Origin of the sequence: Fusobacterium ulcerans (assembly GCF_003019675.1) — a bacterium.
Classification (GTDB): domain Bacteria; phylum Fusobacteriota; class Fusobacteriia; order Fusobacteriales; family Fusobacteriaceae; genus Fusobacterium_A; species Fusobacterium_A ulcerans.
In genome coordinates, this window is record NZ_CP028105.1 from 3079855 (window position 1) to 3096112 (window position 16258).

At 29.1% G+C, this 16258-nt stretch carries 13 protein-coding genes; 5 read left to right on the forward strand and 8 right to left on the reverse strand.

Annotated elements, in window-relative coordinates:
• Positions 1-4: 4 nt before the first annotated feature.
• From C4N20_RS14195 to C4N20_RS14205, 3 genes are read right to left on the reverse strand one after another with little or no spacing between them, the layout of a single operon-like run.
• Positions 5-2803, reverse strand: coding sequence for an AAA family ATPase (locus C4N20_RS14195; RefSeq protein WP_005977406.1), 2799 nt, complete (start codon positions 2801-2803; stop codon positions 5-7).
• Positions 2790-3971 carry a metallophosphoesterase family protein gene (locus C4N20_RS14200; RefSeq protein WP_005977404.1) on the reverse strand — a complete coding sequence of 394 codons (1182 nt, stop codon included), beginning with the start codon at positions 3969-3971 and terminating at the stop codon, positions 2790-2792. The genes C4N20_RS14195 and C4N20_RS14200 overlap by 14 nt, the downstream gene beginning before the upstream one ends.
• Positions 3972-3973: 2 nt before the next feature.
• On the reverse strand, positions 3974-6811 hold the full coding sequence (locus C4N20_RS14205; RefSeq protein WP_106878599.1) for an ATP-dependent helicase: 2838 nt from the start codon (positions 6809-6811) through the stop codon (positions 3974-3976).
• Between the two features lie 153 nt (positions 6812-6964).
• Here C4N20_RS14205 and C4N20_RS14210 point away from each other — a divergent pair, with 153 nt between their 5' ends.
• The 4 genes from C4N20_RS14210 (at position 6965) to C4N20_RS14225 (ending at position 8774) form a co-directional block, all read left to right on the forward strand.
• Positions 6965-7156, forward strand: coding sequence for a hypothetical protein (locus C4N20_RS14210; protein WP_005977402.1), 192 nt, complete (start codon positions 6965-6967; stop codon positions 7154-7156).
• A 211-nt stretch (positions 7157-7367) separates the two neighbouring features.
• Positions 7368-8051 carry a YoaK family protein gene (locus tag C4N20_RS14215; protein WP_227371751.1) on the forward strand — a complete coding sequence of 228 codons (684 nt, stop codon included), beginning with the start codon at positions 7368-7370 and terminating at the stop codon, positions 8049-8051.
• Positions 8052-8062: 11 nt separating this feature from the next.
• Positions 8063-8257, forward strand: coding sequence for a hypothetical protein (locus C4N20_RS14220; protein ID WP_005977398.1), 195 nt, complete (start codon positions 8063-8065; stop codon positions 8255-8257).
• Between the two features lie 10 nt (positions 8258-8267).
• The gene (locus tag C4N20_RS14225) at positions 8268-8774 is read left to right on the forward strand and encodes a GAF domain-containing protein (protein WP_005977396.1); all 507 of its coding nucleotides are present in this window, start codon (positions 8268-8270) and stop codon (positions 8772-8774) included.
• A gap of 43 nt (positions 8775-8817) precedes the next feature.
• On the opposite strand, the gene C4N20_RS14230 is transcribed toward C4N20_RS14225, so the two are convergent.
• The 4 genes from C4N20_RS14230 to C4N20_RS14245 form a co-directional block, all read right to left on the reverse strand.
• Positions 8818-10989, reverse strand: coding sequence for a transglycosylase domain-containing protein (locus C4N20_RS14230; protein ID WP_005977395.1), 2172 nt, complete (start codon positions 10987-10989; stop codon positions 8818-8820).
• Between the two features lie 26 nt (positions 10990-11015).
• Entirely contained in the window at positions 11016-12071 is a 1056-nt protein-coding gene (gene rlmN, locus C4N20_RS14235) for a dual-specificity RNA methyltransferase RlmN (RefSeq protein ID WP_172453956.1), read from the reverse strand.
• Between the two features lie 52 nt (positions 12072-12123).
• Entirely contained in the window at positions 12124-13248 is a 1125-nt protein-coding gene (locus C4N20_RS14240) for an alanyl-tRNA editing protein (RefSeq protein WP_005977392.1), read from the reverse strand.
• 269 nt (positions 13249-13517) lie between these two features.
• Positions 13518-14309 carry an HAD-IIA family hydrolase gene (locus tag C4N20_RS14245; RefSeq protein ID WP_005977391.1) on the reverse strand — a complete coding sequence of 264 codons (792 nt, stop codon included), beginning with the start codon at positions 14307-14309 and terminating at the stop codon, positions 13518-13520.
• A gap of 267 nt (positions 14310-14576) precedes the next feature.
• Between C4N20_RS14245 and C4N20_RS14250 the strand changes: the two genes are divergently transcribed.
• Entirely contained in the window at positions 14577-15188 is a 612-nt protein-coding gene (locus tag C4N20_RS14250; protein ID WP_005977390.1) for a nitroreductase family protein, read from the forward strand.
• Between the two features lie 41 nt (positions 15189-15229).
• Here the strand turns inward: C4N20_RS14250 and C4N20_RS14255 are convergent, their stop codons facing one another.
• Positions 15230-16243 (reverse strand): toxin-antitoxin system YwqK family antitoxin, encoded by a 1014-nt coding sequence (locus C4N20_RS14255; RefSeq protein ID WP_005977389.1) that lies wholly within the window; start codon positions 16241-16243, stop codon positions 15230-15232.
• Positions 16244-16258 lie beyond the last annotated feature (15 nt).

Sequence of the window (16258 nt, forward strand, 5' to 3'; positions counted from 1 at the left end):
CCTCCTATAGCTCTATGACTTTCTGTGCCATCTCCCTAAAAGTATCATCATGTGTTACTATTATGCTCTGTTCCAGATTTTTTAATATCTCTCCAATAGAATCAGCCAAACTTCTTCTTCTTTCTGTATCCAGATTGTTAGTAGGCTCATCAAATATTGAAAATTTGCTTTCTGTAAATAGCTCGCTCATTGCTCCTCTTATGGAAATAGCTACTGCAACCTGTTCTCCCCCTGAAAGCTGTTCAAATTTTAATTCTCCTCTGTCTCCATCTAAAAATACAACATATTTATTTTTATCTTCATTAGACCAGACTATCTTTTCTCCTCTTCCAGTTATTTTTCTAAAATTTTCAGTTGCAAGTATTTCAATCTCTTTAAGCATATTTTTAGAGACTTCCTTACCCATTGATTTTATTTTTTCTCTAAATATCTTAGTAAGTTCCAATTTCATATTTAATTTTTCTAAATATTTTCTTTTATTTTTCAGTAAATCTTCATATTTCTTTATTTCATCTAATTTCATTTTTAAATTTTCTATTTCCCTGTTTACTGCCCCTAATTTCTCTCTTATTTCTTCAATATCAAATGTAACTTTGAGGTCTTTCTCTTGAAGGGTTTTCAGATCTATCTTTTCCATCTCTTCTCTTTTTAATTTTATCAAGATATTTTTTTCCTGAAATCTCATTTCACTATTCTTGATGGTAGTTTTGATACTTTCAAGATTCTTTTCCAGTTTGCTCTTCTCCATAGCTTTTTTATAGTTTTCAAGATAGAGATTATTACTATTTTCCAAAGTATCTATTTTCTTTTCTATTTTATCAATTTTTTCATTGATACTTAGAAGTTCATCAGAAAAAATTCTATTGTCATTAATGAACTTTCTCTTTTCATCTATAGATTCTATATTTTTTCTGATTTCTATATTCTGCAATTCTATATTCTTTAGTTCCATCCCTATACTTTTATTCAAACTATCTATTTCTTTTTCAAGTTCATTTTTTACAGCTTCAGATTTTTCTAAATCTAAATTATCAATTTTTGTTTTCAGTGTTATTTTTATCTCAGAAAGCTTTTCTTTATTTTCAATACTGTTTTCCAGCTTAAAGTTTTTTAATTTTAACTTTTCATTTTCAATTTTAGATTTCCCTGTTTCCAGCTTTAACTTCTCTTGGATGAATTCTACTTCTTTCTCAGTTATTTCTTTAGATAAAGTATCTAATCTTATTATTTTTTCTATGATTTCATTTTTATTTGTGAGATTTTCATTTATTTCTTTTACAGAATTTTTCTTGCTTTCTATCTCTTCTATATATTTCTCTCTTTTATCCTTAAAATACTCATCTATATTTTTTCCATCAAGGTTTTTACATTGTTCTTTTAAATATGGACAATATGAAGTTTTCAACATCTCAAAAGCTTCTTCATTCTCTTTTAGTAAGAGTTCCTTTTTCAATATGTCGTCTTCCAAAATCTTTTTCTTCTTTTCAGACTCTTCTATTCCAGAAAGCTGTTTATCAAGATTTTCATCCGTGAGATATTCTCTTTTAGCTTTTTCTTTATTAATCTCTTCCAGTTTCTCTTCTAATTTTATTTCAAAGGTTCTGATATTATTTTCTCCAGCTTCAAGTTTTCTTTCAAACTCTTCCAACTTTACTAAAAGAGGTATTATTTTATCTAATTCAGATTTATACTCAACAGCTTTTTCCTTTTTCTCTATTATTTCTTTTTCTATTTCAAATAATTTATTTTTTCTTTCTAGGAGCAGAGATTCATTATTCTCTTTTTTATTCTCAAAGACTTTGATCTCTCCATCAATTTCTGAGTTCAATTTCTCCAGAATATTTATCTCTTTTTCCTTTAAAAGACACTCTTCTTTTATCTTTTCTAACTCTTTTTTTCTAATTTTTAATCTATTTATTTCTAAAGAATATTTTTGATACTCCTCATATTTTTCTTTATTTTCTTTTACTATTTTTTCTGAAATTTCACTCTCTTTTATAGAGGCAGAAATCTTCCCCAGCTCTTCATTTTTATTTTTTATATTTTCAGATAGAGCATTTATTTCTCCAGTAAGTTTTTCTATCTCTAAATTTGTAATATTATATTTATTTAGGAGTTCTTTTATTTTATTTTTTTCCTCATTCAATAGATTTAGACTTAGATTATATTCTTTAGCTCTTTCTTTTTCAAAGTCCAGTTTTTCCTTTATATCAGCAGGATCTTCCATTATCTCTGATATATTTTCCATACTGTTTTTTTCTATTTCAATATCTTTCTCATATTTATTTACAGCATCTCTTGAGTATCCTTCATATATTTTTTTATATATGTCAGTATTAAAAACTTTATTAAATATTTTTTCCCTCTCATTATCCTTTTCTTTAAAGGAAGATATAAATTCATTTTGTTTAGCAACTATTACATTGTCATATATTCCTTTTAGATCTCCTTTAATACCACACAACTCTCTTATTCTTTCTTCTTTTCCTACGAGCTGAAGTTCAGGATTATCTTTTTTGTATATACTGGTAGCTCCAGGAATTTTTCTTGTAACTATATATTCTTCTCCATCTATTCCAGTAAATTCTATTTCTATCTTTGCACTTTTCTTTCCATATTTTATAGCTTCTCTTTGATTTCCTCCTCTCAATTCAGAATCAAAAAGAGCATAACCTATTGCTTCAAGAATAGATGACTTCCCTTTTCCATTTTCTCCAAGAAGAAGATTTATTCCACTATCAAATTCAACATCTAATTTATCATGAATCCGGTAATTTTCCAGATGTATTCTATTTATTTTCATTTCCTATCTCCTCCTCAAGCATGGCATCGAAAAGCTCAAAGAAATCTTTTTCTCTGTCATTTTCCTCTTGGTATTCTTTGAATTTTTGAAGATAAGCTGTTACCTTTTCAGCATCAGAAAATTCTTCCCATTGATTTATAATTTCCTTCTCTACATCTCTTACAGAATAGCATCCCTCTTCTCCCAGATTCCTGTCAAAAATAGAGTTAGGATATCTCAATTTTATATAACCTTTCAATGCTCCACTATTTTCCAGTATCTTTTCCAGTTCATTTACATTTATATAACCACTGTCTTTCAGTTTTACATTGACAATAACCAGCTCTTCTCCAGTGAGCTCCAAAGCTTTTGTAAACTCTTCAAACTCCTGTAAAATATCCCCCTCATATATAAATTCCTTTTCAATTCTCTTTCTTGGGGATAACTCGGAAAATTCATATTCTAAAGTATCTGTATCAAAAATTATAACTCCCTTAGAGTTATTTTTTTCATTTAAAACATTCCAGAACTCAGTAGAACCGGGAATGAAAAAATATGGGTTATCCTTAGGATAACTTACAAAGGAATGAAGATGCCCCCCTGCCATATATATGACTTTATCTTTAAATTTCTTTATTATATCAGTATTTACCAGTCCCGGAAGAAACTCTGAGCCTCCCAATGCAGTATGCACCATTACTATATTTTTTTCATTTTCATCTAAATTTTCACTTAACTTTTCAAGGACTTCATCTACAGCAAACCCAGGATATCCTACTCCATAAAAATTAACATCTTCTATTGTTATTTTTTCAAAGTCATATCCTTCATTTGAAGCTTTATATTTTCCTCGTCTTACATACCCTTTTCTTTCCAGATACCCAAGCCATGAATTTATCTCATCATATCCTGATATATTATCATGATTCCCTTCTATAAGCAGAACTTGAATATTATTATTTTTTAGTTTCAAAAATACTTTTTCACATCTATCTAAAGTATCTGGTGAAAGTTCTTTTTTATCAAACAAATCTCCAGTTATTAGAAAAACATCTACTTTTTTCTCTATTCCTCTATCTGCTGACTGTTCAAAAGCATTGAAAAAATCCAGATATCTTTTTTGAGAAAATTCTTTTGTTCCAAAAGGTCTTTTTCCTAAGTGTATATCTGAACAATGAAGTATTTTCATTTTTACTCTCCTCTGCAATAATCTTTAAATTCACATTCACTGCATTTTTCTTCTGAATATTCTCGTCTATTAAACTCTTTATTCAGTATTTTTTTTACTGTATTATCAAAATTTGAAATAGTTTTATCTATCTTATCTTTTTTCAGTGGTATTTCTACCATAGGTTCATTTCTATTTCCAGTGTAGTAGAGATAAGCTTTCAGATTTTCCAAATCATATTTTTCTCTCAGCATATGTGAATATATTTCTATCTGTCTCTCATAAGAAATATATCTGGCATCTTCATATCCTGAAAATCTTCCAGTTTTAAAATCTATCAATTCTATTTTATCTCCCTGTTTTCTCAAAAGGTCAATTGTCCCTTCTAAGATATAGCTATTTTCTACACTATACTCTTTTTCTTCTGAGCTTATTATATTAGCCCAATTATTTTCTGCACTGTCTACATATCTCTTAATCTGCTCAAATGCTCTTTCTCTTATATTCTCCCCAAGAAACACTCTGATATTTTTCTTTAACATATTATAGTTCTTCTCAATAAGCTCTTTTAGTTCTTCATCAGAATATTTCTTTTCAGTATCAGCTTTTACCTCTTTATGAATATTTTCAATGGATTTATGCACCAATATTCCAAAAGATGTCTTGTTAGTTTTTAGAGGTTTAAATTCAAATTCCTTATAAAATCTATATCTCAAAGGGCAGTCTTCATAGATCAGTATATGCCCTGTATATGATAAAAATTCCTTAGTATCTGCCTCTTTTAATTTAGAAATCTGAAGTCTTTCAAAATGAAAACTTTCGTCGTTCCAATAAGGTATAGTTTCATAAACAGGTTTAAAAATCTTTGATGGAAGTTCCTTTCCTCCTGCTCTATTTTCTATACTTGTAAGCACAAGAAGATTCTGAGCTCTTGAAAAAGCTGTGTAAAACACTCTCCAGAAATCAAAAATATTCTTCCTGTCTTTTGGCTCAAAATCATTTCCTAAAGTGATGATATCTTCCAGTCTGTCTTCCTCTGTAGGCTCTCTGTTGTCAGGTTCAGACTCTAAAGATCCCACTATGACCACTGGAAATTCCAATCCTTTTGCCTGATGAATAGTCATAAATGACACTGCTCCCAGCAAAGTCTCTTTATTTTCATATTCATCTATCCCTTTTTCAAAAAGGAGTCTGATATGTGTTACAAATAGATATCTTACTACCTTCTCTATATTTTCCTTTGTAATATATTCTATTCTGCTCAAATTTTCAAATTTATCAAATATCTGTGAAAGAATTCCCAGATTATATATCTCTCTTCCCTCTTTAGCACCATTTTTATTTAAGTCTATCAATTCTTTAAAAGTTTTAAATTCAAAAAGAGAATAAAAGATTCTGCTTATATTTTCGCTTTTCTCTTCTCCTAAATCTCTGTTTTCCTCTCTCTTCTTTAGTATCCACTCATATAGCTCTTTATCTTTGCTCAGATGTTTTTTCAATACATTGATGCAGTCATTATAGTATGCAGCTGTTTTTCTTATATAGACATCATCCAGCACCAGAGGTTTACTTTGTGGAAACAATACAAGCAAGGCTCCCAGTACTAGCTTTACCTCATTTCTGTAGAAAAAGTTTTTAGAACGAGGAGAATAAGCTGGTATTCCTCTATCCTCAAGGTAATCTATCAGTTCCTTTACTCTTGAAAATCTCACTGATTTAAATAAAAATGCCACCTGACTGTAATCTTCAATCTTCCCTGTTGTCTTTAAGTTTTTTATAAACTTGTATATATTTTCTTTCCATTGAGTTTCAGAGCCTCCACCTATTCTGATGACTCCAGGATTATCAACAAATTCCTTCTCTGGTGGGGGCTGTATATCTTTTTGATATCTGAAGTTTTTCCAGTTTATAAGACTTATCCATCTATTACAGAAAGTTATTATATCTCTGTGAGAACGATAATTTATATCCAGTGTTATTATTTTACATTGATTTTCTTCAAATTTCTCTGGAAATTCTAATATATTTTTTACTGACGCCCCTCTGAATCTATATATTCCTTGGTCGTCATCTCCTACTACACATATATTTTTTCTGGTTCCTCCTAGTTCAAAGATTATTTTCTCCTGAATAGAGTTTGTATCCTGATATTCATCTATCATTATGTATTGGATTTTTTCTCTTATCTCTTCTGCTACAATTTCATTATTTAGAAGCATTCTGTAAATTTCTCTTTGTATAGAAGCAAAATCTATCACATTGTCTTCAATTAATAATTTCTGATACAACTCATGAGCATTCTTCAAAAATGTTATTTTCTTATCCTGTTCCTCTTTGACATAGTCCAGACTTCTTCCCTCTTCATTTATTCTGTTTACCCATTTTTGAATTTTTCCAGCTTTTCCCCAGTTATTAGCTGATGGAATCTCTTTAAAAAACTCATTATATCCTTCCAGTTCCTTAAATTCTTTTGTCTTGGAAAAAATAAAAAAATGCTGCTCTAACTCATCCAATACCTGATAACCTTCAGAAAAATCAGAATATTCTATATATTCATCTATCAAACGAAGACATATAGAATGTAAAGTTCCCATATATATGTCATTTATATTTACTTTTAAATCATAATCTTTTATTCTTTCAGAGATTCTTCCAATAAGTTCTTTTGAAGCTCTATCTGTAAAAGTTGATACCATTATTTTTTCTGGAGAAATTTCTTTTTCTGTAAGCATATGGACTACTCTTTCCACCAATGTCCTTGTCTTTCCAGAACCAGGTCCTGCAATTACCAAAAGAGGCCCTTCCGTATGAGTTACAGCCGCCTTTTGCTCTCTATTTAAATTTATCTCTCTATTTTCCATATACTCAACTCCATATTTTCTCTACCTCTATCTATATACAGATTATATCATATATTCTCTAACTAAAAAATTTTATTTTGCTAAAAGTGTTGACCTAATCTTAAAAAAGGTCTACAATATATTTACTGGAGAAATACAGGGAGATGGTCTTAAATGAAAGAACATAAATATGTAAATTTTTCTCAGGATTATGATGTAAACTATATTATCAATAGGTATCCTAAGAAAGCTCATGACACAGTCAAGGAATACCTTGAAACGTTAAAATCTCAAAAAAATCTTACTCACGAAGATGTTTTTAGTCTGATAGAGAAAAATTTAAAGTTAAAAAAAATAACTAAATAATCTATCTTTGATTGATTTTAATATTTTGATAATTTTTAAATAATATCTCCAGTTACAAAAGAGCAGTCTAAATATTTGGACTACTCTTTTTTACACTCAGCATAATTCAATTGAAAAATATTTTTGTTCAATATAAATTAACTATTGTCAATTTTGATAAAAAGTTGTAATATCTAATTGTTAGAATAATCATATGCTGGGGATGATTTAAATGAAGGTATTAAACAAAATGTTGCTCAATTGGATTTATATGCTTTGTTTCTTGGGTGGGTATATTAATGCTATCTGTATTGTAAAATATTCCTATACAGTTTCACATTTTACAGGAAATATTTCTAAAGCTGCTATCAATATTTCTCAGGGAAACTTTAGTGAAGTATTTAAAGTACTGACTATTTTAATAGCTTTTGTTATTGGAACTACTATTTCTGGCTCACTTGTAGATGGGAGGGAATTTAATCTCAAAAGACGTTACGGATATGCTTCAATAATTTTAGGAACTGGGCTTTTGGTTTTATATTCATTTCTCTATGATACTCTTCCATTTTTTTACTATCTGCCATTTATGGTTGGAGTAGAAAATGGGTTATTTATCTCATATAAAGGAGTAGTAGTAAGAACTTCACACATCACAGGAAGTCTCACAGACATGGGAGTATATATAGGACATTGTATCAAGGGAAAAACTGAAGATAAGTGGAAAGTATATTTTTGCTTATTTACTATTCTGGCTTTTATGGCTGGAGGTTTTTTTGGAATAGAGGCTTTCTATATATTTAAAAAAGAAGCTTTTCTCATTGCAGCTTTCTTATATATTGGTGTGGGATTGACTTATTTTACAATCAGACAGAGATATCAAAAAGTAATAGGATACCCTGATTTAAAATTATATTGAAAGGAAATAAAATGGAAAAATATTTAATAACAAAAGAAGAAAAAGAAAATTATATGAAAGAGTTTCCAGTACTGAATTGTGCAGAGTCTATTGGAATTGATTATGATGGATATGTTTCTGTCAAATGTAAAAAACTTTCTGGTACTTGTACTTATAGGATAAGCCAGAAAGAAGAGTATAAGAATTGCAGACTTTTAACTAAATAATGGAGGTAATATGGCTTTTAATATAACTTTGTATAAAGATTTAAGCTTCAAAGAAAAATATTCAGCTTTTTTAGAGGAGCTTGAAGGTTATCTTTCAAAAGAAAGTGATCCCATTGCTAATCTTGCCAATGCTTCAGCATTTATTTCAGCATTTTTTGATGATATAAACTGGAGTGGATTCTATCTTCTAAAAAATAATGAACTGGTTCTAGGACCATTTTGCGGAATGCCTGCTACAACAAGAATTCAAATAGGCAGTGGTGTATGTGGAACTGCTGTGGAAAGAAAAGAAAAAATAGTAGTAGAAAATGTATGTGAATTTCCTGGGCATATTACTTGTGATGTAAGATCAAAATCCGAAGTTGTTATCCCTCTTATTAAAAATAAAAATATATATGGAGTACTGGATATTGACAGTGCTGTTTATTCAAGATTTTCTTTAGAAGAGGTAGAAATTTTAGAAAAAGCCATAGATATTATTAATAAATATACTGATTATGAAAAAATAACTTATTAAAAAAATGGAACTCAGAATTTTACTTTTGAGTTCCATTTTTATATTAATTACCTAAAAGTCTTTTGAATAAAGAATCATTTGAAGTTGTATTTTCAGGAGCTATATTATTATTTGTTTTTTCAATAACTGGATTATATCCTCCGCTTCCATCTGTTCCATTTTCTTTCTTTAATTCTCCAAATATTCCTGCTATTCCATTTGCATACTTCATTTCACTTTCCATCTGCAATTTACCTTTTCTTACAAGAAATTCTCTTCCTGCTCCAGAAATAAGCCCATTATTTACAGTCAGCGTCTGCAAATTAAAATCTCCATTTTTTAAATGGTTTTCAAGGAAAGAGAAAGTACCAGGAGCATACAGTCCTTTATCTATCAAAGTCTGATAATATTTTGCCCATAGAGGAGCCACTCCAGTTCCTCCAGTAACATTTCCCTTTATAGCTCTGTTATCATCATAACCTATATAGATAGTTGTTACATAATCAGGAGTTATTCCAGCAAACCATATAGTTCTATTATCATTTACAGTTCCTGTTTTTCCTCCCTGTTCTATTCTTTTTTTATCTTTAGTATATACAGAGGCTCTGTTAGAACTTCCATATTGTACAGAACTTTTCAGCATAAAAGTTATTATACTTGTATCAATACTGTCAAATACCTTTTCTTTTTTAGGAGTATTTTGATAAATAGGATTTCCATATCTATCTTCTACATCTATAACTGTTATAGGTTCTACTACATATCCACCATTTGAGAATATTGCATAATCTATGGCATGCTGCAATGGCGTATTTTCAAATGAACCTAGTGAAGCAGTCAAATCATCAGGTATATTTAAACTAGGATCAAATTTTGCAACATTTTCTTTAAATGTTTTTGTTCCTATTTTTTGAAGTAATTTTATAGAAACTATATTTAATGATCTATCTAAGGCATTAAGCAGAGTAACATTATTTGAATATCTGCTTCCATAGTTCTTTGGTGTCCAGCTTCCAAATGAGATAAATGAATCTTCTACTACTGAATTCATTTCCATTCCATTTTCTATAGCTGTAAAATACAAAAATGGTTTAAATGAAGATCCTAGCTGTCTTCTTGCCATAGTTGCCCTGTTGAAGTTTCCAGATTTAAATCCTCTACCACCAATAAGAGATATTACATGCCCATTATTTGGATCTATAGTTGCCATTCCACCTTGCAGTTCATCATTCTTTTTAAAAAACTCATAATTTTCAAATGTTTCCTTTGCAACTTTCTGCATTTCTAAATCAAGAGTAGTATGTACTTTCAATCCTCCAGTATATACCATATTTTCTCCAAATTTATCCACAAGGAATTCTTCCACCATGTTTGAAAAATCAGGATAATTGATTGCTACATCACTTTTTTTGTTATATATAATTGTTGTATTATCATCCATTTTAAAATCTTCTGGAAGTTTATCTTCGTTTATAAATTTACGGTTTTTAGCCTGCTCATATTCTTCTTTTGTTATAAGCTTATCTTTATACATTTCAGACAAAATCAGATTAGCTCTCTTTAATGAAGCCTCTAGATTTCTTCTAGGATTATATTTTTCAGGTCTGTTAGGTATCCCTGCTAAAAGAGCAGATTCAGCTATATTTATTTCTGATATATCTTTTCTGTATAACTGCTTGGCTGCTGTTTTTATTCCATAAGATCCAGCTCCAAAATATATCTCATTTAAATATTTTTCAAATATCTCATCTTTAGTATATCTTCTTTCTATTTCAAATGTTATTATAGCTTCTTTTATTTTTCTTGAAAGTTTTCTCTCATGAGAAAGAAAGGCATTTTTTGCAAGCTGTTGAGTTATTGAACTGGCACCCTGCACAGCACGGCCACTACGAATATTTGCTACAATAGCTCCTATCAATCTCTTCATATGTATTCCATGATGTGAATAAAACTGCTTATCTTCTATTGCTAAAAAAGCATTTCTACTATAAATAGGAACTTCTTTTAGTTTTACTGTGTCTCTTGATTCTCTGTATATAGTATCAATTACTTCACCATTTCTATCATATAACACAGTTGGAAGAGATGGAGCATAATCTTCTATTAAAGTCACTATATCAGGAAGTTCTTTGGAATATTTATTTATAACTCCTAAAACTACTCCCACAGATGCAATACTTCCAACAATAAATAAAACTATCATTATTTTTATTATTCTTTTTACAAGTATTTTCATAGTTTCAGTACTCCTTCTAAATCAAACTATTTCTTAGGAGCTTTTTGTCTCAGCTGACCGCAAGCACCATCTATATCAGTCCCTTTTTCTCTTCTCAATGTGACATTTACTTTTCTTACATCTTTTAAGAAAGTAAAGAACTTTTCTATTTTCTTTTCAGAAGGTCTTTCAAATTCTGTTCCAGCCACAGGATTATATGGGATAAGATTTACCACATGATCAAATTCATGTACAAAATCAGCCAGTGCATTAGCATCTATATCTGATACATTGAAATCATTGATCATAATATACTCAAAACTTATTCTACGTTTAGTCTGTCTTTGATATTCCTGTAATATTGCATAAAGATCCTCAAGAGGATAACTTCTGTTTACAGGTATTATCATATCTCTTTTTGCATTTATTGCACTATGAAGAGATATAGCCAGTTCAATTGGAAGTTTTTCCAGTAATATTTTTTCTATATTAGGTACTATTCCTGATGTAGAAATAGTTATTTTTCTCTTAGAAATATTTATTCCATTTTCATTAGAAAGTATATCCAGAGCTTTCAATACATTTGAAAGGTTAAGCAAAGGCTCTCCCATTCCCATGAAAACTATATTATTTATATTGCTTCCTTGTTTTGTAAGTCTTCTTTCTACAGTATAAACTTGATTGATTATTTCATTTACATCAAGATTTCTCACAAACCCATCTTGTCCAGTTGCACAGAAAGCACACTTTACAGGACATCCTACCTGTGATGATATACACAAAGTATTTCTTTTATCTTTGTGTCTTAAAAGTACAGTTTCAATTGTATTTCCATCTTCTAATTTAAAAAGAAATTTTTCTGTCTTATCAATTTTAGACACTTGCTGTTTTAAAAGATTTAAAAATGGTATATAAGCTTTTTCAGATAAAAGCTCTCTATCTTTAAGTGAAAGATTTGTTATCTCATTAAGGTCTCTTACTATTTTTTGATGAAGCCAATTAAATATTTGCTTTCCATAGAATTTTTTCATTCCAAGAGAAATTACCAATTCCTCTAACTCTTGTTGATTTAAATTTAATAAATTAATTTTTTCTGACATTATTCCTCCGATTATAAAATTACTAACATGATATTATATCAAAAAAAATGCACAATTACAACTTATTAAGAAAAGTTTCAAGTTGTTTTTTTAATTCCTCTTTTGATATTTTTCCTTTAAAATTTCCCTTTATTTGATTTCCTCCACCTTTAATATTATTACTGGCAGAAGTCAATTCTTTCAGAAAATCTTTACAGTTAATTTTATTAGAAATAATTGAATAACTGTCCTCACTTCCAGTTATCAATAAATACTCTTCTGGATTTATATGTCTTGGCAAATATTGTACTGTTGTTTTATCTCCCACATATATGATAAACTTATAACCATTTATTTCCTCTGCTTCCTTCATTAATTTCTCTCCTAAAAGCTCAGAAAATTCAGAAGCAATCATTTTCATTTCTGTTTCTATTTTTTTCTTTTCATCTAAACTTTTATTCAGCATTGTAAGAATTTCGTGATCCTTACAACTGAATATATGACATAGCTCTTTTGATAATTCATGTTTAAAAGCATAATCTTTTAAAGCTCTGTCTCCAGCTATAAAGAAGAATCTTGTATAATTTCCCTTTATTTTTTCATGAGATAATATTTTGAATAATTTTATATCTTTGGTATTTTCCACATGAAACCCAGCACAAGCTCCTAAATCAGTATCTGGTATCTCTACAAATCTTACATCTCCAGTTACTTTATCTTTGATAGCCTTTCTCAATCCCTCTATTTTCATAGCCTCTTCATGATTAAGTGTATATATTTTCAATTCTATCGCTCTTCTTATAACCTCATTAGCTTTATTTTCCAGTTCTTTTATAGTTTCCTCTGTTATTGTATTAGAATCTAAATCTACTGTTGTATATTCTTCAGCCATTCTAAATCCCATAGTATTCAATTGATAATCATTGTATGCCAAAGCAGAAAAAAGATGCTGAGCTGTATGTTGAGAAGCTATATCTTTTCTTCTTTCCATATTTATACTGCATTCCTGCTCTCCTAGAGCTACTTCTTTATCAACCAGTATACTTCCATCTTTCACTTCAAGAACAATGCTCTCTCCTATTGTTCCTCTATCTCCTAATTGTCCCCCTTTTCCATCTATGTAAAAAGGTTCATTTCCATCTTTTAATTTTACTATATATCCTTCTTTAATTTTTTCACAACTTAAAACTTCTACTTTCATTAAAATATACCTCCAGACATCTAGAATTTACCACTCTATTATATCACATAACAGATTAAATTCTTAATAAAAAATAGAGGATAATCAAAAGCCGAGTTAAAATTTTAGAAGTTTATATGTTAGAGAAATTTCTCTTCTTTCTCTGGTAAAAAATTTCTAAAATTATATTCCTGCTTGTGAGCTATCCTCTAAGTATAAAATTTTAATTTAAAAGTTTTTTAGGCAATATAAAATCAATATAAGAAATTACTATAAAATAAATATCAATTTTATATTTTTATATCTTTTATGCTTTCTAATACAAAATCAGGTTTATATGGGCTGTCCTTTATATCTTCCCTTTTGCTCTCTCCAGTCAAAACCAGTATAGTGTCGCAGTCATTATCATAACCACAGGCTATGTCAGTGTATAATCTATCTCCTATTATCACAGTTTCTTCTTTAGACACTCCATTTTTTTTAATGCAATAATCTAATATTTCTCTTGAAGGTTTTCCTAGAAATAAAGGTTTTCTTTTTACTGCATACTCCAGCATTTTACATATAGATCCACAATCAGGAAGAAATTTACCTCCTTCTACAGGATATACAAAATCTGGATTGGCAGCTACATATTCCACTCCTTCACTAAGCAGTTCACATGCTGTTGTTATCTTTTGATAATTAAGTTCGCTGTCTAAGGCAACTGCTACATAGTCTACATCATACTTTCCATTAATCTTCTGAGGCTCCTCTACTATTTTTACTCCCATATCCTTTAAAAGTTTTTTCAAAGATTTAGTTCCCACCAAATATACAGAAGGGCTGGTCTTTTTTTCTATAAGATATTCTCCAAGCATATATCCAGCAGTGACTATTTCCTCTTCAAAAATTTCAATGTTCATCTTTTTAAATTTCTCCACATACTCTAATCTAGTTCTTGAAGAATTGTTTGTAAACAGCATGAATTTCTTCCCTTTTCTTCTTATCTCAGTAATTATATCCTCTGCTCCATTTATAGGTTTATTTCCTAAAATTAATGTTCCATCAATATCAAATAAATACAGTTTTTTATTTTTCATTTTATCTTCCTCATTTCAATTAAATTTTATTTTTTATTATACAATAATTTTTCTATGTTTCCTACAATTTAGATATCATAATTTCTTTTTAAATAATTTCAGGTCCTGTTTAGACTTTAACATATCTATGTAAAAAAAATACAAAATCTATGTTAATTGTAAGTAAAAATTAGAGAATATTATTGAAGGTATCTCTATTGACATAATGCATTTTGTAAGGTATAAAAAGAATAGATGTTTAGATAAAAAATCAAAAGGGGGAAAATTATGTCAGAAATTTCAAAAACGTTATTAGAGAAGTCAAAGAAACGTCGTACTTATCGTGAATTTTTAGAAGAACCTGTAGATATTGAAATAATCAAAGATTGTATCATGACTGCTGCTACTGCTCCAAGCGGTGCTGACAAACAGCCATGGCACTTCTCTATTGTTGTTGACCCTGCTATGAAAAAGAAGATAAGAGAAGAAAGCGAAAAAATAGAAAAAGAGTTTTATGAATCAAAAATCACTAAAGAATGGCAGGAAGATTTAAATAAATTGACACTTACTTGGGAGAAGCCTTTTCTTACTCAGGCACCTTGCCTTATTGTAATATTTAAAGAATTTTATAAGGAACTGGAAAATGGAATTATTGATAAAAATTATTACGTTAATGAATCTATTGGTATTTCTATTGGTTTTCTTATCAATGCACTTCATAATGCTGGATATGCAAGCCTTACATATACTCCAGCACCTGTAATGTTTTTGAGAGATTTATTAAAAAGACCATCTGGAAAGACTCCTGTAATGGTATTGGTTGTTGGAAAACCAGGCCCAAATTATTCTCTTCCTGTTTTAACTAAAAAAACTTTTGATGAAATAGCTGAAATAATTTAAAATAAACAACCTCAGAAAGATATCTCTCTGAGGTTTTATCTTTATTTTATTACTTTTATAATCTCATCATTTTTGTATTTTACTTTCTTCTCTTCTTTTCCACTGGAAGTGTAGAAAGTTACAGTTCCTTCAGTTTTTCCATTTTTATAATTTTTTTCAAATATAAGCTGCCCATTTTTATAGTATTCCTTATGGCTTCCTTCTAATTTACCATTTTTATAATGACTTTCATCTGCTATTTCTCCTGTTACATAATAACTCTTATAGCTTCCATCTTTTTTTCCATCATTATATGAAGTTTCTATATTTAATTGCCCGTTATTATAATACTGTCTATATATTCCTTCTTGTTTTCCATCTTTATATTTTGTCTCACTGTAAAGCTGTCCATTTTCATAATAAACTTTATATGCCCCTTTTATCTTGTTTTCTTCCATATTAGTTTCAATATTCAAATTTCCATTTTCATAATATTTTTTATATATTCCATCTTTTTTTTCATTTTTTATATTAGCTTCAACACTTATATTTCCATTTTCATGGTATTCTTTAAAAATTCCTTCTATTTTTCCATTTTTAAAATTTGTTTCATATTTTAAATTTCCATTCTCTATATACAATTTATAAATTCCATCTTTTTTCCCTTTTTTATATTCAGTCTCACTTTTGATTTTTCCATCTTCATAATATTCTTTGAATATTCCTTCAACTTTATTATCTTTGTAGTATTTCTCTGTAGAGAGTTGCCCGTTCTCATAATATTTTCTCTGTTCACCATCTAAATGATTATCTTTATAATTCCATTCGTTGTGAACCTGCCCATCTTCATAGTACTCTTTTACTGTACCTTCAAGTTTCCCATCTTTATATTGAGATTCCATTTTTATTTGACCATTTTCATATTTTGATATAATTTTTCCTGTAAATGGTTTTTTTTGATTTTCAACATATACTATTCCATTTTTTTCCTCTTTTTTAGATATGTCTACTTCTTTCATTCCTCCACATCCAAATAAAAGAATCACTAAAGATAGCAGTACTAAGCTTTTTTTCATGGCTTCCCTCCATAA

Excerpts from the sequence above, each read along its gene's own strand:
- C4N20_RS14195 (WP_005977406.1), bottom strand. The coding sequence starts at position 2,803 with ATGAAAATAAATAGAATACATCTGGAAAATTACCGGATTCATGATAAA.
- C4N20_RS14200 (WP_005977404.1), bottom strand. The coding sequence starts at position 3,971 with ATGAAAATACTTCATTGTTCAGATATACACTTAGGAAAAAGACCTTTT.
- C4N20_RS14205 (WP_106878599.1), bottom strand. The coding sequence starts at position 6,811 with ATGGAAAATAGAGAGATAAATTTAAATAGAGAGCAAAAGGCGGCTGTA.
- C4N20_RS14210 (WP_005977402.1), top strand. The coding sequence starts at position 6,965 with ATGAAAGAACATAAATATGTAAATTTTTCTCAGGATTATGATGTAAAC.
- C4N20_RS14215 (WP_227371751.1), top strand. The coding sequence starts at position 7,368 with ATGAAGGTATTAAACAAAATGTTGCTCAATTGGATTTATATGCTTTGT.
- C4N20_RS14220 (WP_005977398.1), top strand. The coding sequence starts at position 8,063 with ATGGAAAAATATTTAATAACAAAAGAAGAAAAAGAAAATTATATGAAA.
- C4N20_RS14225 (WP_005977396.1), top strand. The coding sequence starts at position 8,268 with ATGGCTTTTAATATAACTTTGTATAAAGATTTAAGCTTCAAAGAAAAA.
- C4N20_RS14230 (WP_005977395.1), bottom strand. The coding sequence starts at position 10,989 with ATGAAAATACTTGTAAAAAGAATAATAAAAATAATGATAGTTTTATTT.
- C4N20_RS14240 (WP_005977392.1), bottom strand. The coding sequence starts at position 13,248 with ATGAAAGTAGAAGTTTTAAGTTGTGAAAAAATTAAAGAAGGATATATA.
- C4N20_RS14245 (WP_005977391.1), bottom strand. The coding sequence starts at position 14,309 with ATGAAAAATAAAAAACTGTATTTATTTGATATTGATGGAACATTAATT.
- C4N20_RS14250 (WP_005977390.1), top strand. The coding sequence starts at position 14,577 with ATGTCAGAAATTTCAAAAACGTTATTAGAGAAGTCAAAGAAACGTCGT.
- C4N20_RS14255 (WP_005977389.1), bottom strand. The coding sequence starts at position 16,243 with ATGAAAAAAAGCTTAGTACTGCTATCTTTAGTGATTCTTTTATTTGGA.